At 38.9% G+C, this 18,766-nt stretch carries 16 protein-coding genes; 8 read left to right on the top strand and 8 right to left on the bottom strand.

The window, feature by feature from the left end; genetic code table 11:
- Positions 1 to 8 precede the first annotated feature (8 nt).
- Positions 9 to 182, top strand: coding sequence for a DUF6496 domain-containing protein (locus QT327_RS14800; RefSeq protein WP_013667113.1), 174 nt, complete (start codon positions 9 to 11; stop codon positions 180 to 182).
- 18 nt (positions 183 to 200) lie between these two features.
- Here QT327_RS14800 and QT327_RS14795 read toward each other — a convergent pair whose 3' ends face one another.
- From QT327_RS14795 to QT327_RS28525, 4 genes are all read right to left on the bottom strand, one after another.
- Complete coding sequence (locus tag QT327_RS14795; protein WP_130855860.1) at positions 201 to 458, bottom strand: hypothetical protein; 258 nt, start codon at positions 456 to 458, stop codon at positions 201 to 203.
- A gap of 162 nt (positions 459 to 620) precedes the next feature.
- Entirely contained in the window at positions 621 to 3,089 is a 2,469-nt protein-coding gene (locus tag QT327_RS14790) for a TonB-dependent receptor (protein ID WP_130855861.1), read from the bottom strand.
- Between the two features lie 660 nt (positions 3,090 to 3,749).
- Positions 3,750 to 5,780, bottom strand: a complete 2,031-nt coding sequence (gene purL / locus QT327_RS28530) for a phosphoribosylformylglycinamidine synthase (protein ID WP_502910536.1) — start codon at positions 5,778 to 5,780, stop codon at positions 3,750 to 3,752.
- Positions 5,771 to 7,408, bottom strand: coding sequence for an AIR synthase-related protein (locus QT327_RS28525; protein WP_502910535.1), 1,638 nt, complete (start codon positions 7,406 to 7,408; stop codon positions 5,771 to 5,773). The genes purL and QT327_RS28525 overlap by 10 nt, the downstream gene beginning before the upstream one ends.
- A 307-nt stretch (positions 7,409 to 7,715) precedes the next feature.
- Here QT327_RS28525 and QT327_RS14780 point away from each other — a divergent pair, with 307 nt between their 5' ends.
- The 5 genes from QT327_RS14780 to QT327_RS14760 all read left to right on the top strand — a co-directional run bounded on the left by QT327_RS14780 (position 7,716) and on the right by QT327_RS14760 (position 11,795).
- Complete coding sequence (locus QT327_RS14780) at positions 7,716 to 8,459, top strand: histidine kinase (protein WP_130855863.1); 744 nt, start codon at positions 7,716 to 7,718, stop codon at positions 8,457 to 8,459.
- Positions 8,456 to 8,842 (top strand): LytR/AlgR family response regulator transcription factor, encoded by a 387-nt coding sequence (locus tag QT327_RS14775; protein ID WP_289553188.1) that lies wholly within the window; start codon positions 8,456 to 8,458, stop codon positions 8,840 to 8,842. The genes QT327_RS14780 and QT327_RS14775 overlap by 4 nt, the downstream gene beginning before the upstream one ends.
- The gene (locus QT327_RS14770; protein ID WP_289553187.1) at positions 8,839 to 9,159 is read left to right on the top strand and encodes a LytTR family transcriptional regulator DNA-binding domain-containing protein; all 321 of its coding nucleotides are present in this window, start codon (positions 8,839 to 8,841) and stop codon (positions 9,157 to 9,159) included. Before QT327_RS14775 ends, QT327_RS14770 begins: the two co-directional genes overlap by 4 nt.
- A 104-nt stretch (positions 9,160 to 9,263) precedes the next feature.
- Positions 9,264 to 11,540, top strand: coding sequence for a cation:proton antiporter domain-containing protein (locus QT327_RS14765; protein ID WP_130855865.1), 2,277 nt, complete (start codon positions 9,264 to 9,266; stop codon positions 11,538 to 11,540).
- Between the two features lie 36 nt (positions 11,541 to 11,576).
- On the top strand, positions 11,577 to 11,795 hold the full coding sequence (locus QT327_RS14760; RefSeq protein ID WP_013667106.1) for a hypothetical protein: 219 nt from the start codon (positions 11,577 to 11,579) through the stop codon (positions 11,793 to 11,795).
- Positions 11,796 to 11,871: 76 nt separating this feature from the next.
- Here the strand turns inward: QT327_RS14760 and QT327_RS14755 are convergent, their stop codons facing one another.
- The 3 genes from QT327_RS14755 to QT327_RS14745 all read right to left on the bottom strand — a co-directional run bounded on the left by QT327_RS14755 (position 11,872) and on the right by QT327_RS14745 (position 14,188).
- The gene (locus QT327_RS14755) at positions 11,872 to 12,177 is read right to left on the bottom strand and encodes a hypothetical protein (RefSeq protein ID WP_013667105.1); all 306 of its coding nucleotides are present in this window, start codon (positions 12,175 to 12,177) and stop codon (positions 11,872 to 11,874) included.
- A 96-nt stretch (positions 12,178 to 12,273) separates the two neighbouring features.
- Positions 12,274 to 13,491 (bottom strand): MFS transporter, encoded by a 1,218-nt coding sequence (locus tag QT327_RS14750; protein WP_130855866.1) that lies wholly within the window; start codon positions 13,489 to 13,491, stop codon positions 12,274 to 12,276.
- 31 nt (positions 13,492 to 13,522) lie between these two features.
- The gene (locus QT327_RS14745; RefSeq protein ID WP_013667103.1) at positions 13,523 to 14,188 is read right to left on the bottom strand and encodes a FadR/GntR family transcriptional regulator; all 666 of its coding nucleotides are present in this window, start codon (positions 14,186 to 14,188) and stop codon (positions 13,523 to 13,525) included.
- A 396-nt stretch (positions 14,189 to 14,584) separates the two neighbouring features.
- On the opposite strand from QT327_RS14745, the gene QT327_RS14740 reads away from it, so the two are divergent.
- Positions 14,585 to 16,954, top strand: a complete 2,370-nt coding sequence (locus QT327_RS14740; RefSeq protein ID WP_289553185.1) for an FAD-binding and (Fe-S)-binding domain-containing protein — start codon at positions 14,585 to 14,587, stop codon at positions 16,952 to 16,954.
- A 14-nt stretch (positions 16,955 to 16,968) separates the two neighbouring features.
- Complete coding sequence (locus QT327_RS14735) at positions 16,969 to 17,514, top strand: (Fe-S)-binding protein (RefSeq protein WP_289553184.1); 546 nt, start codon at positions 16,969 to 16,971, stop codon at positions 17,512 to 17,514.
- A 125-nt stretch (positions 17,515 to 17,639) separates the two neighbouring features.
- Here the strand turns inward: QT327_RS14735 and QT327_RS14730 are convergent, their stop codons facing one another.
- Positions 17,640 to 18,488 carry a cold-shock protein gene (locus tag QT327_RS14730; RefSeq protein WP_130855869.1) on the bottom strand — a complete coding sequence of 283 codons (849 nt, stop codon included), beginning with the start codon at positions 18,486 to 18,488 and terminating at the stop codon, positions 17,640 to 17,642.
- Between the last annotated feature and the right edge of the window lie 278 nt (positions 18,489 to 18,766).

The raw sequence follows: 18,766 nt of genomic DNA, 5'->3' as shown, positions 1-18,766 counted from the left end.
GCAATATTATGGCAAAGTATTCAAAAAAGGCAAGTGAGAAGGTTGAAGAAACTATGCATGAAATGAAAGAAGGTAAACTGAAGAGCGGAAGCGGAAAGAAAGTCACTTCAAAAAAACAGGCTGTAGCCATTGGCTTATCGGAAGCGAGAAAAGAAGGCGCTAAAGTGCCAAAGAAAAAATAAGTAAGTTTCACAACATCACTATTTAGTAGAATCCTTATTTTTTTTCAGCATGATGGTTTTTTCTCTTGCTTGCAATAGATGGTTTGTGAGTAATTGATTTAAACCCTTGTCGTTGTCAGCATCGGCTTGGCTTACAATTGCAGTCGCTTCGAAGTACTCATTATCAATATGACCGTTAATGTCTAGTTGGATTTTACCATTTTGCAATAAACGTCGAGTGTATTGCATATTTGATATAGCGGGTTGTTTTTTTTGATATGTCATAACTTTCTTCAAAAACCTGTCTTATGGAAACAACAATTCCCAACTAATTGTTGTAATTTATTGCATTATGTTTGTGATTGATCATAGGCAATTAGTTGATCAGCACATATTATTTATGACAAAAGCCGCTGTCATCTCACGACGGCAGCGGCACAAACACACATGAAAATATTTTTATTTCCCTACGCGGTTTTTCTCTGAGCTATCTAAATTTCTTTCAGATATTTTCAGCTTTTGATTCCCAAAGTTAAATGTAAAAGTCAACCGGGCCACGCGACTTTCCCACGTGTTGAAAACACGGACATTCAAATTTGAGTAGTCTGTTTTGACTGTGTTTGGTCGCGTATTAAATATATCGGTAACTGCAAATTTTACCTGCGCTTTTTTATTCCAGAATGATTTGTTAACACCGAGATCTAATCCCCATGACGTGCCGATCTGGTAAATGCTCCACCGTAGAGGAGAGCGATACTGCAGGGTAGCTTCGAAACGTAAACTCTGCGTTACATTGAATGTATGATTGCTGTTCGCTTGTACGGCGAATTGGCCGAAATCTATAGGCGCGGCAGGAATATCTGCCTTATAACCGAGATGCATGGCATTAATATTTGTGTTACTACTCCAGACTTTACCAAGTTCTAAAGGAATATTCAAATTTGCAAAATATACATTTTCGCTTGCGATATTCTCATTCGTTACATACACTATATTAGTTTCATCATCTTGGTACATCATTTCTCCAACCATATCTTTGGTTTTCTGGTATCCTGCTGTTAACGTATATTTCTTTAGAAGTGTATAGCTTAATTCGTAAGAATTTGTATATGACGGGTTCAGAAATGGATTTCCTTGTTGATAGCTGTAAGGGTCAACATAGAACAAAAACGGATTGAGGTTTCCATAATTTGGCCGATTTATTCTTCGACTGTAGGACAGGCCTATACTTTGCTTATCAGATAGTTGTTGATTTAAGCTGATGTTTGGAAAGAGACTTAGATAATTCCGTTTATTTCTCACATTCATCGTTATCGAATTACCGTCAGAATAAGTATGTTCGGCACGTAAACCGGCTTTAATCTCGGTTTTGTTAATGGTTTGATTGTAGATCGCATAAGCAGCGCTAACCCGTTCTTTATATATAAAATGATTCGAGCGATTTTCGTTATTTTGCCAGTCACCATTTATCTGATTGTAAAAGCCCATGTTGTTGTCACTTTTCACGCTGCTGTATTTCATTCCCAGTTCGATTTTACTTTTAGAATTTAACGGATGAGTGTAATCAATCTTCGCTGTCTGTATATTGATGATTGAAGGCATATCGTTTAAGATGAATTCCGGGCTTCGTAAGTTCTCACCGTTCGATCTATAAAAATAATTGTCATAGTAGTTGGATGTTTTATCACTGAATCTAGAAACATCTACTTCAGCAACAAGTTTACGTCCATTGGTATCGATATTAAACGTGTTATTAACGTTAAAGGACAGATTGTTATACTTGTTTCGACCGCGATTTAGCGTTGTAAGTGTAGAATCCAGAGGGGCATTTAAATCTGAAATCCGGTTGTTACTGGTGGAATGATCATTTCCTTGCAAGAAAAAGCCGGAGAATAAACCGCTTAATGTATTCCGTTCCGATGTTTTATAATCAATACCACCCCTTATACTGCTGCTCGCGCGTTCATTTTGGAAATCAGCAAATTGATCGAATACTTTTGCCGACGCGCTTTGCCCAACAATTCTATATAACTCCAGTGTGTTATTAAAATTGCTGTTAACGTAGCTATAATTTCCGAAAAGATTGACTTTACCTGTTTTGTGATTAATTTGCAATGAATTATTCGACTTATGGGTACGGCCGTATCCTCCGCTCAAACTCAATGTTCCATTGGTACCCTCCATATTATTTTTCTTCAATTTGATGTTAATAATCCCGGCAGTACCTGCTGCATCATATTTCGCGGAAGGATTGGTGTTTAATTCAATGGATTGCACGTTATTGCCGTCCATCGATTTTAACATATTAGCTAATTGTTCAGCAGATAGATAGGTTTGTTTCCCATCTATCATAACTGTTACGCCTTGACGTCCCATGAGGCTTATATTCCCATCTTTGTCAACACTTACGCCAGGTGATCGTTCTAATATATCCATTGCACTGTTACCTGCTGCTAGTGCAGTATTAGCGACATTTACAACCAAGGCGCCATCCTTACGTTCGATGGAAGGGGTACTAGCCGTAACAGTTACCTCTTTTAGTGCATTTGTCTCTGGCATTAGAACAAAAGAAGCTGCTTGTATCGTTTTTTGTCCGGATCTTATCGCAATAGGTAAATAAGTCTTGCGGAAGCCGATCATAGATGCAGATAATATATACTTCCCTTCGTCTACCGCAGGTATCTGATAGTTACCTTTCTGGTCACTGAATACTGAGCGAATATAAGATGAATCTGCGGCCCTGAGCAAAATGATTGTCGCTAAGTCAACAGGTGCACCTGTTTGGTCCTTCACGGTTCCTTGAATATTTGCTTTCTCTTGTGCCAGCACGCAGATAATGAAAGAATAGAAAAAAAATAGGGTTAGTACAGAGATTCTCAATAAAGGCATTGGTTTATAATGTTTTTTGTGTGTGTTTGGAATATTCATGGCTAAATTTCTTTTTGCCAAAAGTATTTATCATATACATGTTCTTGAAGATGAATTAGGTAAATGCATTCAAAATCTCGGTAAACGACCTGTTTTATTGGGTAAATTTTCGATTGTGCTAGAGGATTAGTTGTTGCAGACTAAAAGGACGATTTAGCTTTTGACAAAGGATTGTTTTATTCTTTTGATGTTCCATTGATCAGTAAGGTTTAATTTTTTTATGCGTGTTTAATGTGCTTACTGACTTATAGACGCTCAAAATGCCAAAACGTTGCAAGTAATCACATATTTTCGAAAATAAATAATCCCTAAGCAAATGAACCCTGATAGTATGGCTTTGTGTGCCGTTAAGTATGCATCGTGAGAGAAGCGAGGGATATATTATAAGGGGAGGTCGGAAGTGGATTCGAACCACTCTGGGATCTCTTGCGGAGCTCCGCCTAACCGCTCGGCCATCCGACACGTTCTGATTTGGATCAAAAGTACTGATATCGACGGGCTTTACTTATACAATCCGATCGCAGTAAACGTGCAGTTGATGTGTAGTTAAGAACCCGTTCTTTTGTTTTCTCCTTTTTAGGTGCAATAAATATTCCGCATGATTTGTCAGTCCGTAAATATGCATTAACAAAAAGCCCGGCTGCAGAGCCGGGCTTTTTGTTAATGTTGTTCAATCCATTTCCTAGCATTGACGAACGCTTCTATCCATGGAGAAATTTCGTCATTCCTATCACTTGGATAATGAGCCCAATGCCACTTAAATAATGAACGCTCGATATGAGGCATCATTACAAGATGTCTGCCCGACTTATCACATAACATGGCGGTATTGTAATCAGAGCCATTTGGATTAGCAGGATACGTCTCATAATGGTATTTCGCCACGATATGATATTGGTCTTCTCTATATGGAAGTTGAAATTTACCTTCACCATGTGAAATCCATACCCCCAAAGTCGACCCGGCCAGACTTGAAAGCATTACCGAATTATTTTCCTGTATTGTCAGTGCTGTAAATCCGCTCTCGTGTTTATGGCTGTCATTATGTAACATTTTGGGTTTAGATTCATGGTCGGGATTAATAAGGCCAAGTTCAATAAAGAGTTGGCATCCATTACAAATACCAACAGACAGTGTATCAGGACGTTTAAAGAAGTTTTCGAGTGCAACTCGGGCTTTTTCGTTATACATAAACGCTCCCGCCCAGCCCTTTGCCGATCCCAAAACATCTGAATTGGAGAAACCTCCGACAGCACCAATAAATTGGATGTCTTCCAAATTTTCCCGCCCGGAAATTAAGTCGGTCATATGAACATCTTTCACATCAAAACCAGCTAGATACATGGCGTTAGCCAATTCTCTTTCCGAGTTACTTCCCTTTTCACGAATCACTGCAGCTTTTGGTCTAGGTTTGGTATTATCAATTTGTGGTTTTTTACCATCAAAATGCTTGGGAAACGAATATTTCAGTATATGGTTTTTATAGTTTTTGAAACGCTCGGTAGCCTTTTGCTCACCACTTTGTTTTTGATCAAGCAGATAAGAAGTTCTAAACCAGACATCTCGCAGTTCATCTATGTCAAAGGACCATTTCGAACCGTTGTTTGTTAATTCTAAGACCGCTTGATCGCTTACCTGACCGATCTTATGGAAGGTCACCCCTTTATTGTTCAACTCGAGTTCAATAGACTCATCCGCTTGAAAAACTACACCCACATTCTCTGCAAACAGAAGTTTGATACTATCTTGTTCTTCTAAAGCGGATAAATCAATTTGAGCTCCAAGGTGACGATCGGCAAAGCACATCTCCAACAGCGTGGTGATCAAGCCGCCACTTCCAATGTCATGCCCTGCATGTATCTTTCCGGATTTTATAAGTTCCTGTACGGCATTGAATCCTTCTTTAAATGCGTTAGGATCAATTATGTCAGGTGTATCGTTACCTATACAGTTTAAAATTTGAGCGAAGGATGATCCGCCCAATTTAGGTTTATCTCCGGAAAGGTTTATATAATAAATTGCCCCTTTATTTTTTTGCAATACAGGTTCTACGACGGCAGTGATGTCAACGCAATGCGCAGCTGCAGATATGATAACTGTTCCAGGTGCTATTACTTCGCCATTCGAGTATTTTTGCTTCATAGAAAGCGAATCCTTTCCTGTCGGTATGTTGATACCTAAATCAATAGCAAAATCAGAGCAAGCTTTGACAGCTTCATACAAACGAGCATCTTCACCATCATTTTTACATGGCCACATCCAGTTTGCGGACAACGAAACACTTTGTAGCCCATCCTTTAGCGGTGCCCAAATTATATTGGATAATGATTCAGCTACCGCATTACGACTGCCTGCCGCTGCATTGATTAGCGCAGATAGGGGAGCATGGCCCACCGATGTTGCCACACCGTCTTTTCCTTGGTAGTCAAGGGCCATGACGCCGCAGTTGTTTAAAGGTAATTGAAGAGGACCCGCACATTGCTGTTTAGCCACTCGTCCACCGACACATCTGTCTACTTTGTTTGTTAACCAATCTTTGCAGGCCACTGCTTCGAGTTGTAATAACTGATGGAGGTATTGGTCCAAATGAGTCTCGCTGTAGGAAAGATCCCGATATACCCTTTTTACGGTTTTATCTTCCATAATTGTTTTTGGCGAACTACCGAACATATCGTTTAAAGCTAAATCCATCGGTTTGGATCCATTGCTTGAAGAAGCGATGGTAAACGGTAATCGCCTGTGACCTGACCTACTGTATAGATTGGTGAACGTTCGCGGTCGGCAATTTTCTTTAGCATTTGCAGATGTTCTTCAGCAATAACCAAGCCCATACGTTCCTGTGATTCGTTGCCGATAATTTCCTTTGCAGACAAAGTAGGATCGCCCACAGGAAGTTGATCTAGATCAATTTGTCCTCCCGTACTTTCAATTAACTCGGAAAGACAATTTAAGTGACCACCGGCACCGTGATCATGTATAGAAACAATGGTGTTATGATCGCTCTCAACTAAGCCACGAATTGCGTTTGCAGCTCTCTTTTGCATTTCCGGGTTGGATCGTTGAATAGCATTTAATTCAATACCGGAGCCAAAAGCCCCTGTATCAGCTGAAGAAACTGCTGCACCGCCCATTCCGATACGATAGTTTTCGCCACCTAGTACAACAATTTTATCACCTGGGCTAGGCTGCATTTTTTTTGATTGTTCTTCTTTACCATATCCAACTCCCCCAGCCAGCATAATTACTTTATCGAAACCTAGCTTACGAGCATCCTCCTCATGTTCAAAAGTAAGAACAGAACCCGCGATAAGAGGCTGGCCGAATTTATTTCCGAAATCAGATGCGCCATTGGATGCTTTTATTAAGATATCCATTGGCGTTTGATAAAGCCAATCCCGCTCTTCCATGGCTTTTTCCCAAGGTCTATTCTCCTCCAAACGCGAGAACGCAGTCATATATACAGCAGTTCCGGCCAACGGCAAAGAACCCTGTCCTCCTGCGAGACGGTCTCTTATTTCGCCTCCAGAGCCTGTTGCTGCTCCATTGAAAGGTTCAACGGTTGTGGGGAAGTTATGAGTCTCCGCTTTAAGGGAAATGACTGAGTTGAACTCTTTGATGGCGTAATAGTCAGGTTGATCAGCTCGTAGCGGGGCGAATTGTTGTAATTTAGGCCCCTTTATAAAAGCCACGTTATCCTTATAAGCAGAAACGATATCATTTGGGTTCTTCTCAGAGGTTTTTCTGATCAACTTAAATAAAGAAGTCGGTTGTTCTACGCCGTCAATTATAAAAGTACCATTAAATATTTTATGTCGACAGTGTTCCGAGTTAACTTGAGAAAAACCAAACACTTCAGAATCCGTAAGTTTTCTGCCGAGTTTTTTAGCCAACGCATTAAGGTAGTCAACCTCCTCATCACTTAAAGAAAGGCCCTCCTTTTGATTATAGGCTGCTATATCTTCTACTTCTAATATAGGTTCGGGTTTTAAACGAACCGTGAAGATGTCTTGACTTAATCCATTATATTTTTGCAATAGCATGTGGTCAAAGTCAGTAAAATCAGGGCTAACCTCCTTAAATTCCTCTATTCGAAGAATATCGGAAATTCCCATATTTTGCGTTATCTCCACTGCATTCGTACTCCAAGGCGTTATCATGGTAGCTCGAGGGCCGATAAAAGAACCTTCCAGACTTTCGCCTGTATGTAATTCAGCTCCACCAAAAAGCCATATTAGTTTAGCTGTTTCATTGGCTGTTATTGGCCGTTCTATTTGTAAAGCAAAAATGGTGTGGTGAGGGTTTTTGAAGAAGTAAATCATGATGTTTTATACGTGCCGCAAAATTAGGCAAAATTGCTTTTAAATGCAATGTAAGAAAGAGATAGCAAACCGTATCCCGCAAGTATTCTAGCCTGAAAAAGTTCTAATAGAAATAAAATCATCAAGTTAAAGGAAATTAAACATGAATTTGTCCGTTTTTAATTTTGTAAGTAAAATGTAAAATGATAAGAAATTCACTTTTACATCTACAGTCGCGGTTCCATGCAATATTGCTTTTAGTTATTCACCTGATTTTTTCGGGAAATAGAATATATTAGCCTTTTATTATTTGTGTATTTTGAAACTCATGATAACCGATACAATATATTTGGTTTCCACTATAGGTTTAGCCATTTTGCTACTGGCATCCATTATTGTATTATTGTTTTTGTGGAAAAACCAGGAGCAATTAAAGGAGGAAAATTTGAGGTTAAAGACGAAGTATGAAGAAATTGAAAAAAAATACACAGGCGTTCATGCAGAGCAGCTTCGGTATAAGCTGAATCCTCATCTATTCAGAAATGCTCTGAATGCGATCCAATCACATGCTTACCAAAGCTACTATGCCTTGGATAAACTATCAGGCGTGTTAGACTATATTTTATATGACACCGACGGACGTTTAGTAACGATAAAGGAAGAGATAGCGTTTGCACGCAATTTTATTGAGATAAATCGATTAAAAACGAGTCCGTTGTTCGATATACGCATAAAGAATAGAATAGACGAGGGAGATCCCCGTTGCAACCAAGCTGTAATCGCACCGCTGACATTTATAAATCCCATAGAAAATGCTTTTAAACATGCCGATCTTCAAAGTGACAACGCCTTTATAAGCGTCAGCTTCTCTTTTGAAAATGATTCCTGGTTTGTACTGCAGGTAGCTAATAAAATCAATGATTTGCCGGTACCGTTAAATACGAAGGGAGGATTAGGAAATACGATCTATTTAGATCAGCTTTCTTCTGTTTACGGCGAAGGAGGGTATTCTTGTAAGGAATCGATAAATAATGGAATTTTCATTACCGAACTAAGAATAAAAATACTGTGAAGGAATTAAGGTGTATTTTATTGGATGATGAGCTGCCCGCACTTCGGTACTTGCGATCGATTTGCGAAGGGTTTAGTAATGTTGAAGTTGTCAAGGCATTTAATAACCCTTTGCGAATGCTAGAAGAGGTTGATCAGCTGGATTTTAATGTATGCGTCCTCGATATTGAAATGCCGCAAATGAACGGAATGGAGTTGGCCGGTAAACTGGAAGGAAAAGCCATCATATTTACTACCGCTTATAAAGAATTTGCCGCCGAAGCCTATGAATTGGATGCTGTAGACTACATTATAAAACCTATTCAGTTTGATCGATTAAAAAAGCTTTTGATAAATCATATAATTTCCTCCAACGGGAAGAGCTTCCCCAGTACGTCCAGTTGAACAGCAATAAAGGGAAAATACTATTACACTTTGCAATGATTGCATTTATTGTGGTCTCTGAAGTTGATAAAAGAGACAAGAGGGTGATCTATGACGATGGAAGGGAAGTAACGTTAAAAAATATTTCATTTGAACAACTCGTTAAGCTTCTTCCGCGAGACGCTTTTGTGCGCATCAACCGACAGACAATTATTGCCACTCGGTGTGTACATGCCTTTACCCATAATCAGGTTACCCTATTAGTAGGATCCAAGTCTTTTGTCTTCTCCTTGAATGAACATTATCGTAAAGATTTTCTTGCGATGTTCGGCGCTTAACTTTATTACATTTTATTTCTCGTTGGTTACAGAATAGACTGTCAGCGCTTTCATAAAGGATACCTAAGTTCTAAATTCGTAAAAGTACTTTAAAAATTTTCATAATGAGGCGATATAAAGATTTCGTATTTTACGTGGTGAGTATTGGGGGCTTTTCTCTGTTCATCTACTTGCTGATCATTCAAGGTGCTAACTTAGAATTTGAAAAAAATGTAAAAGTGGAACAGATAGGAGTTTCAGGCTCAGCCTGGAGTCACTTTATCGATTCATTAAAATATAACTTTTCTTATCCGTTAGCCACTTTATTATTACAGATCATCGCCATTATACTGGTTGCTAGATGCTTTGGCTATATGTGTAGAAAAATTGGTCAGCCGAGCGTAATTGGTGAAATAATCGCCGGGATCGTATTAGGACCTTCATTGTTAGGCGCCTATTTTCCAGATTTTTCAGCGGTTCTTTTTCCCGCAAGCTCACTGGGGAATCTAGGTATTATGAGCCAGATCGGTCTTATACTTTTTATGTTTGTTGTGGGGATGGAACTTGATTTAGGCATTTTAAGAAACAAAGCGCATGAAGCTGTAGTAGTGAGTCACGCCAGTATAATTTTTCCTTTCGCCCTCGGCGTTGCGTTGGCCTATTTCATTTATCAGGAAACAGCACCTGAGGGTGTCAATTTCATTTCTTATGCACTGTTTATTGGTATCTCCATGAGCATTACTGCTTTCCCCGTATTAGCTCGGATTGTGCAAGAGCGTGGACTTTCAAAAACCAAATTAGGTGCTATGGCCATTACATGTGCCGCAGCTGATGATATAACGGCCTGGTGTATACTCGCGGCTGTAATTGCTATTGTGAAGGCAGGTTCCCTTGCTAGCGCCCTTTACACTATTTTATTATCTGTAGCTTATGTAGCACTCATGCTAAAATTTGTTAGACCTTTTTTAAAGAGAATAGGAGATCTTTATTCCACTAAAGAGAGTTTAAGCAAGCCAATCGTAGGTATCTTTTTCGTAATCTTACTGTTATCCTCTTGGAGCACAGAAGTGATCGGCATCCATGCCCTATTTGGAGCCTTTATGGCAGGCGTAATCATGCCCGCTAATATAAATTTCAGAAACATCTTTATTGAAAAGGTAGAGGACTTAGCCCTTGTCCTCTTGCTACCTCTTTTTTTCGTTTTTACCGGTTTGCGTACGCAAATAGGACTGTTAAATGAACCCGAGCTATGGGGGTTGTGCCTTGTTTTCATTTTAGTAGCTGTAGTAGGGAAGTTTGCGGGAAGCGCAATAGCCGCAAGATTTGTAGGGCAAAGTTGGAAAGGAAGCCTGACAATAGGTGCATTAATGAATACGCGTGGATTAATGGAGCTTGTAGCACTTAATATTGGATATGATCTTGGCGTGCTTTCTCCCGAAGTTTTTGCTATGTTGGTACTTATGGCCCTGGTTACTACCTTTATGACAGGCCCTTCTCTAGCATTTATTAACTATTTTTTTAAGGATAAGCAGGAGGAGAATTCACTTCCGGCATTACAGGTTGATAAATACAATATTCTGATCGCCTTTGGTAATCCACTAACAGGTCGTCTGCTCGTACGACTAGCCAATAGTCTAACTAGAAAAACAAAAGATACGGTAAGTGTTACAGCATTACATCTTTCCATTGCAAACGAATTGAATCAATTCAACGCATTCGAATATGAAAAAGAAAGCTTTGCGCCAATAGAATCTGAGTCAAAGGAGTTAGGGCAGTCCGTTGTTTCACTGTTCAAGCCTTCAGATAATATCGATGATGATATTATAGAAACAGCCAACAAAGGCGAATTTGATCTACTCTTAGTTGGTGTTGGCAAATCTGTATTTGAAGGCACATTGTTAGGTCGGATATTGGGGCTCACCTCTACCGTTGTAAATCCCGAAAGGTTATATGAGACGTTTAAAACGAAAGGTAACTTTTTTTCTTTTGGTGTATTCGACGAACGAACCAAGTATATATTGAAGCACTCGAAAATTCCGACAGGCATATTGATTGACAAACAATTAAGGGAAATAAAAGAAGTGATCGTGCCAATATTCTCCTTGAGTGATAGCTTCCTATTGATTTATATTCAGAAACTTATACAGAATGGCGGCGTCAAGATTTATATCATGGATATTGCAGGTGTCATTAAACAGAATATTGAGTTTAAAGAAGCTATCAGAGCGATTGATGTGGTAGCATCAAATCACCTGTCAGTAATAGACGAAAGAACGATGAATAAGGCATTATTGGGCCAGAAAGATTTGCTGCTCGTTAGTCTGGATAGCTGGAAGAAGGCAGTTGAATCAAGAAGTGTCTGGTTGGCTGAAACTCCTTCTGTACTTATTCTAAAACCCTAGCTCGTAAATAAGCATTTGGTAACATAAATTTTAATTATGGAGACTTTAATATTCAAGACTGATATTCAAACGCCTCTTATTAAGAACAAACTACTGAGCGCGTTAGAAAATATTAAAGGCCTAAATCATTGGAGGCTCGATATCGAATCCATTTATAAACTGTTAATAATAAACGGTATTGGCATAAATTATCTGGAAGTCATCAATGAATTAGGGAAGATTGGTATTCACGCTATTCGTATGTACGAAGAATAGCTGTTTTTAACCTGATAATCAAAAAATCCCGGATATAATACCGGGATTTTAAGGTTGGTTGGTGATATAAAAAATATTAGGCAGATGTTAAGTTGTTGTAAAACTCCATTTTCGTGACTTCTATAACATGTTTATCACAAGAGTAGGTAATAATAAAACTATGAAAATGATTGTCAACCGTACTTTCATTTCCATAAAATAATACATCCATATAACGTACATATTCATAGTCTGACGTCAGGCGCTTGTCTATCCAAGCGTTTTGAAAAGGTTTAACTTCCAGATTCTTTATATCTATTCCTTTCGGCAATCTTTCCGGGTGTTGTAGAAAAAACCTTTTAAGATGATCAGCAAAGTCATTGAGTGCGACAAAGTTTCCCATAATACTTTATTGTTATGGGTAAAACTAGGTATTAACAACAATAGCTGTATATACATAAAGTACACAGAAAAGCGTAAAAAAATGCGCAAAAGGTTATCACGACCTTTTGCGTTGACTTTCTACATTCGGGAGAAAACCTGTTATAATTCCTATTAGCGGCAAAAAGGCACATATTTTAAATACATAATTGATACTTGTATGATCGGCTAACCACCCCAATAAAGCCGATCCTACACCGCCCATCCCGAAGGCAAATCCGAAAAAAAGACCTGCAATCATACCAACTTTGTCAGGAACTAAGTCTGTAGCATAGACTAAAATTGCCGAAAAAGCCGATGATATAATTACCCCTATAAGTACGGCTAAAATACCTGTCCAGAATAAATTTGCAAAAGGTAGAAGCAGCGTAAAGGGAGCAGCCCCTAATATGGATATCCAGATAATATACTTTCTTCCAAAGCGATCTCCCAAGGGCCCCCCAATCATTGTACCAGCTGCTACAGATGCTAGAAAAGCAAATAAGTACAGTTGAGATTGTTGTACACTAAGATGAAATTTCTCAATTAGGTAGAACGTAAAATAACTGGTCATACTAGCCATGTAGAAATATTTAGAGAATATTAAGACAAGCAGGATCCCGAGCGCTGTGAGAATACGTTTCTTAGAAAAAACAGGTGTGCTTATTGTTGTTTTACCCGATTTGACGCTTTTTAGATACAGATGTTCTTTATACCATTTCCCGATTTGCAAAAGAACTATGATAGCCAAAATAGCCGCCAAGGCAAACCAAATAATATTAAGTTGTCCATAAGGAACTACTATTAAGGCAGCCAACAATGGACCAATGGCACTGCCGGCATTACCGCCCAGTTGAAAAATAGATTGCGCCAATCCTTTTTTTCCACCAGACGCTAAGTGTGCCACTCTGGAAGATTCAGGATGAAATACAGAAGATCCCATTCCAATTAAACTTACTGCTATTAGTATGGGAATGAATCCGTTAGCTGTTGATAATAAGATCAGGCCAAACAGCGTAAACGCCATGCCGATTGCAAGCGAATAAGGACGTGGAGTTCGATCGGTGTAATAGCCTACAAAAGGTTGCAATAGAGAAGCGGTTAGCTGAAATGTAAAAGTTATCATTCCGATTTGTGTAAATGATAAATGGAAATTGCTCTTTATTAATGGATAGATTGCAGGGATTACCGACTGGATCATATCATTTAATAAATGCGTGAAACTAATGGTAAAGAGGATTGAATAAACTGTTTTTCTTACGTCAGAATCAAGCGTGCTATTGGTAAGCGTTTTCATTTTTTTAGATTGGAGAATTAGAGATTTTTGATTATTGTGAAATGTGTCCGATTATTTTTGCTGCTGTGTTCCAAGCTTTTTTGGCGTTGCCTGCAATTATATCTTTTAGAAGCTGCTCGTGGAGTTGCTGTGTATTCCTAAAAACAGAAGTATCCGAATATATACTATGGAACCAATTTTTTAAATGAATCGAAACCATTTTATATAAGTCCGTTAAAATCTCATTTTGTGACGCCTCTGCAATGGAAATATGAAAGTTAACGTCGGCGTCAATGCAGTTTTCCAGCGAATCAGCATCAGCAGCTTTTTTACGAGCATATAGATGAGTTTGTATCTGAATAATATCTCGTTCTGTTCGGTTAATTGCGGCTTTCTCCGCAATCTTCATTTCCAACAATTGCCTAACCTCATCCAGTTCTTTAAAGTCTGCCCGTTTAAATCGCTGTTCGATAGGCTCCTTATGAATATGATTATTTTCCACAAAAGTACCGATACCTTGTTGTACTCGCAATAAACCGGAATTAACTAAGATTTTAACGGCTTCCCTAATAGTAGAACGACCAACTCCAAAAGACTTCATTAACTCCGATTCGATCGGAAGCTTCTCATGTAATTTATAATTTCCGTTAAGAATTTGTTTTTGAAGTTTAGATGCCACTTCGTCGGCAAGTGATTTTCGCTGTATTACTGTTTTCATTATACTACTTTATTCATCATATCATCAGATGAATGTACAAATGTAATAAATGATTTATAAAATCAAAGCCCATCGAGAGATTGTTGTACATTATTCTTCTTAGTGTTGTGTTTTATATTGTTTACCTCATTTAATCCATCAACATGAAGGTGCCTTGCGATGAACTGCAAAAAATATTTTTTTAGTGTTTAATGGAAAAGAAAGTGTTTTTTGTAAAAAATAGAAGACTGATATGAGCGTATATTGGATAGATCATTTTAAGTTAATCGCCTGACATCAAAAATGAGGTTGACTCGGGTATTACACTCAATTGGATTTGGCCTATATTATAGATCATAAGAATCATAGTAGCGATATATTATAATAACTAGACCATCATTTTTTATAAACTTGTATATGGATTCCCCGCATATTAATCGTCAATTTGAAAATATACAATCTATTTTTTCAGGTGAGTTATATTACAATGACAGCCCTGAGCATCATGCCGTGCGACTCGCGTATTCTACCGATGCTTCTGTATACCAAGAGTTGCCCATAGCCGTAGCTGTTCCAAAGAACGAAAACGACTTAAGGGTGTTAATAGATTTTGCTAAACAAACGGGAATTACCTTGATACCGAGAACTGCCGGAACCTCATTAGCAGGGCAGGTTGTTGGGAAGGGCATTATTATCGATGTATCTAAGCACTTTAACAAGATTTTAGAAATAAATCAGGAAGAGCGTTGGGTAAGAGTACAGCCAGGCGTAATAAGAGATGATTTAAATGCGTTCTTAAAAGACTACGGCCTAATGTTTGGCCCGGAAACTTCCACTGCAAGCCGAGCCATGATCGGCGGGATGATTGGGAATAATTCGAGTGGTTTGCATTCAATCGTTTGGGGTGATACACGGAGCCATCTATTGGCGATGAAAGTCTTATTGGATGATGGTAGTTCTGCTATTTTTGAAGCACTCGATGAGCCAAGTCTTTTTAGTAAGCTAAAGCAAAACGATAGGGAAGGTGAAATATACAGAGCGGTTAATGCCCTGTTAAGTGATAAAGGAAACCAAGCGACCATCAGACAGGGCTATCCTAAACATTCAATTACAAGACGCAATACAGGATATGCTTTGGATCTATTGGCAAAGCCCAACGAAGCCTTTAACTTTAGTAAATTGATAGCTGGTTCCGAAGGTACTTTAGCACTGGTTACCGAAGCTAAATTAAACCTTATCTCGCTACCACCTCAGGAGGTAGGAATACTCTGTATACATTGCCATTCGCTTATTGAATCTTTGCATGCCAATATTACAGCCCTAGCACACCACCCTGAAGCGTCCGAACTAGTGGACAAATACATTCTTGATTTCACGAAAGATCATCCCACTTACCGGTATAATCGTTTCTTTATTGAAGGTGATCCGGCCGCTTTATTAATGGTCGAGTTCCGGGACCATGATGTAGAAGGTGTAGTCAATAAAGCAAATACATTAAAATCGGCCTTAGCGTCCAACAATATAGGCTATGCTTATCCGCTTATTACAGGTAGTCGCACCAATTTGGTTTGGGACGTTCGTAAAGCTGGATTAGGACTGATCCGTAATTTACCGGGAGACACACAGCCTGTGAACCTAATTGAAGATTGTGCTGTTTCACCTGAAGATCTTCCTTCTTATATAGAAGAAGTTCAGGCTATATTAACCAAATACGGTACAAAGGCGTCCTATTATGCACATGCGGGAGCCGGCGAGCTACACGTTGAACCTTTGATTAATCTAAAAACAGCCGACGGAAGGCATAAATTCAGAGCGATATTGGCCGAAACGGCTGTTTTGGTAAAAAAATACAATGGATCGCTAAGCGGAGAGCATGGCGATGGTCGTTTGCGGGGAGAATTTATAAAGACGGTGTTAGGAGAGGAGGTTTATCTGCTTTTAGAAAAAATCAAATCTATTTTCGACGCTTCTTCTATTTTTAATGCGAATAAAATTGTCCGCACACCGCCGATGGACAAATTTCTACGATACGAAACAGACACCTCTGCTATTCACATAAATACAATTTTTGACTATCAAAAACAAGAGAATATTCTTCGTTTAGCCGAAAAGTGTTCAGGTTCCGGAGACTGTAGAAAATCACATATAACAGGAGGTACGATGTGTCCCTCTTATATGGCAACTCGTGAGGAGAAAGATACAACAAGAGCACGTGCTAACATGCTTCGGCAGTTTTTAACCCATTCCACTAAAGAGAATCGCTTTGATCATGCAGAAATCAAAGAAGTGATGGATCTGTGTCTAAGTTGCAAGGCCTGTAAAACGGAATGTCCTTCTGCGGTTGATGTAACAAAAATGAAGGCAGAGTTTTTGCAACATTACTACGATGCGAATGGGACGCCCTTTAGAACATGGCTCATCGCAAATTTCACCAAGTCTCAAAAGATAGGGAGTTATGCGCCCCGTCTGTATAATGCTGTTATCAAGAACCGTGTTTTATCGTCATTAGTAAAAGGTGCCATTGGCTTCGCTCCGGAACGATCCTTGCCTGAAATTGGTAACACAACCCTTCGAAAGTGGATACAACGACAAAAGCCGCAAGATCTAGCTGTTGGGCAAACGGTGTATCTCTTTTGCGATGAATTTACCGATTACAACGACACGGGGATCGGACAAACAGCTTTTAAACTGTTGAGTGCATTGGGGTACCAAGTAAAATTAATTAATCATAAAGAGAGTGGCCGCACATACTTGTCGAAAGGTCTCCTACGAAAGGCAAAAAAATAGCCAATCAAAATGTTTTGGCATTCAAAGACGTAGTTTCTGATAAAAGCCCATTGATAGGTATCGAACCTTCGGCGATTCTCACTTTTAGAGATGAATATTTAGATTTAGTTGATAAAGATCTGGTATCCGACGCGCAGCGGATAGCAAGACATGCTTTACTAATCGATGAGTTTATTGCAGAGGAAATAGATCGTGGAAACATAAAGAAGGAGCAATTTAAAGCAATCGAAAAAAAGATCAAATTACATGGACATTGTTATCAGAAGGCATTTCACTTGGTTGCCCAAACAGAAAAAATATTGAAGTTTCCAACTGGACATGAAGTAGAGGTCATTCCCTCCGGTTGTTGTGGAATGGCAGGCTCTTTCGGCTACGAAAAGGAACACTACCATGTTTCGCAGCAAGTAGGCGAATTGGTCTTATTGCCTTCGATACGCTCGACAGATTCCAGTGAAATAATTGCCGCGCCGGGCACAAGTTGTCGACATCAAATAAAAGATGCAACCAGCCGTAAAGCATATCACCCTGTTGAGATACTCTGGGATGCATTGGTTAAATAGTCATGCATAAGCGAACGTAGGTTAAAAATATATCCAAAAAAAATTCACCCGATGGCAGGTAAATTTGCTTCAAGGATATAAAACGAATATTGGTGAATAAAGGACTGCGGTTAAAAAGGCGTAATTTATCTTGTTATACTACTGGTTATATAGTTTTGCCAATGCTCCTTTTCATCGCCATCTAATACGTCGACAAAAGATTTGGCAATCTCCATTTCGTGCGCGTTACTTAGGTCGAGGGCTTCGATGTTTGCTTCAACGATTTCAGTGCAAAAAGCAGGCCCAAAGCTGTACGCTTTAATGCGTTCTAATTCCTTATAACCAATTTCTGTTGCGTATAGGTATAAAATTTCTTCGGGAATCTCGAAGTCGCCATCAGCTTCATATCCAATATACTGAAAGCAACCGCTTTTCCAAACAAGGAAAAGTATTTCATGGTTCAAAGATTCTCCAAAAAACACGTATATCCTCTTCAGTAAGAGATCCGCAACATCACGATCAAACAGTTCGTGTAACACCGTATCTAACGTTTTAACATATTTAAGAAAGAGTGCGGAATTCAATGATTGCTGAAAATACTGGGTGATGACATCATAAATTTCGTCCTCGGTTTTGCCTTGCAAAATCTGTTTTGCCGCCAAATTTATTAGGTTATATTCTTCGTCTTTTTTTTTCCGATATCCTTTATGCTGCAAATCAAGCGTCTGGGGTAGTGTTATTTTAGCTTCTATATCTAGAAGTTGCATAGCAATATCCCAATCTTTTCTGTTTGTCGCTAAATGGCAATTATGACCGATATAACCACCTTTTTTCTTGTCTGGTTTTTTTTCACCAATGACAACATCTCCACTGTCGATTGCTAGTGGCGTCGAACTAAAGCCGCGAATATGAACGAATAAGGATTCTTCTTCAGGTAATGCGATTATCCCGAATCCTTTTTGATTATCAAACCATTTCACTGCACCGATGAACATGGCCTGGAGTTTTTGATTATGATTCAACGGCGATAAAAGTAAGCATTATTCGTTACAATATCAGTATTTTTTTTATTATTTATTGATTATCAAATTAATGTAAACAGAATCTTATGGAATATGGGTAGCTTTCACAAAAACCACCAATTACTCTCACAATTCCGGTCAATAACCTATAGCGTTTCTAAGCTTTCAAGGGCTCTATTTAAGAAGTCAGGATATCCGGAGATACATCTCAGTTATTCGTTTTTGCGATATTATGCGATTTTGCATAATAT

Source organism: Olivibacter sp. 47 (assembly GCF_030372825.1).
In the GTDB taxonomy this organism is placed as follows: Bacteria; Bacteroidota; Bacteroidia; order Sphingobacteriales; family Sphingobacteriaceae; genus Olivibacter; species Olivibacter oleidegradans.
The sequence above is the reverse complement of the archived record's forward strand: the minus strand, read 5'-3'. Positions and strand labels throughout refer to the sequence as shown.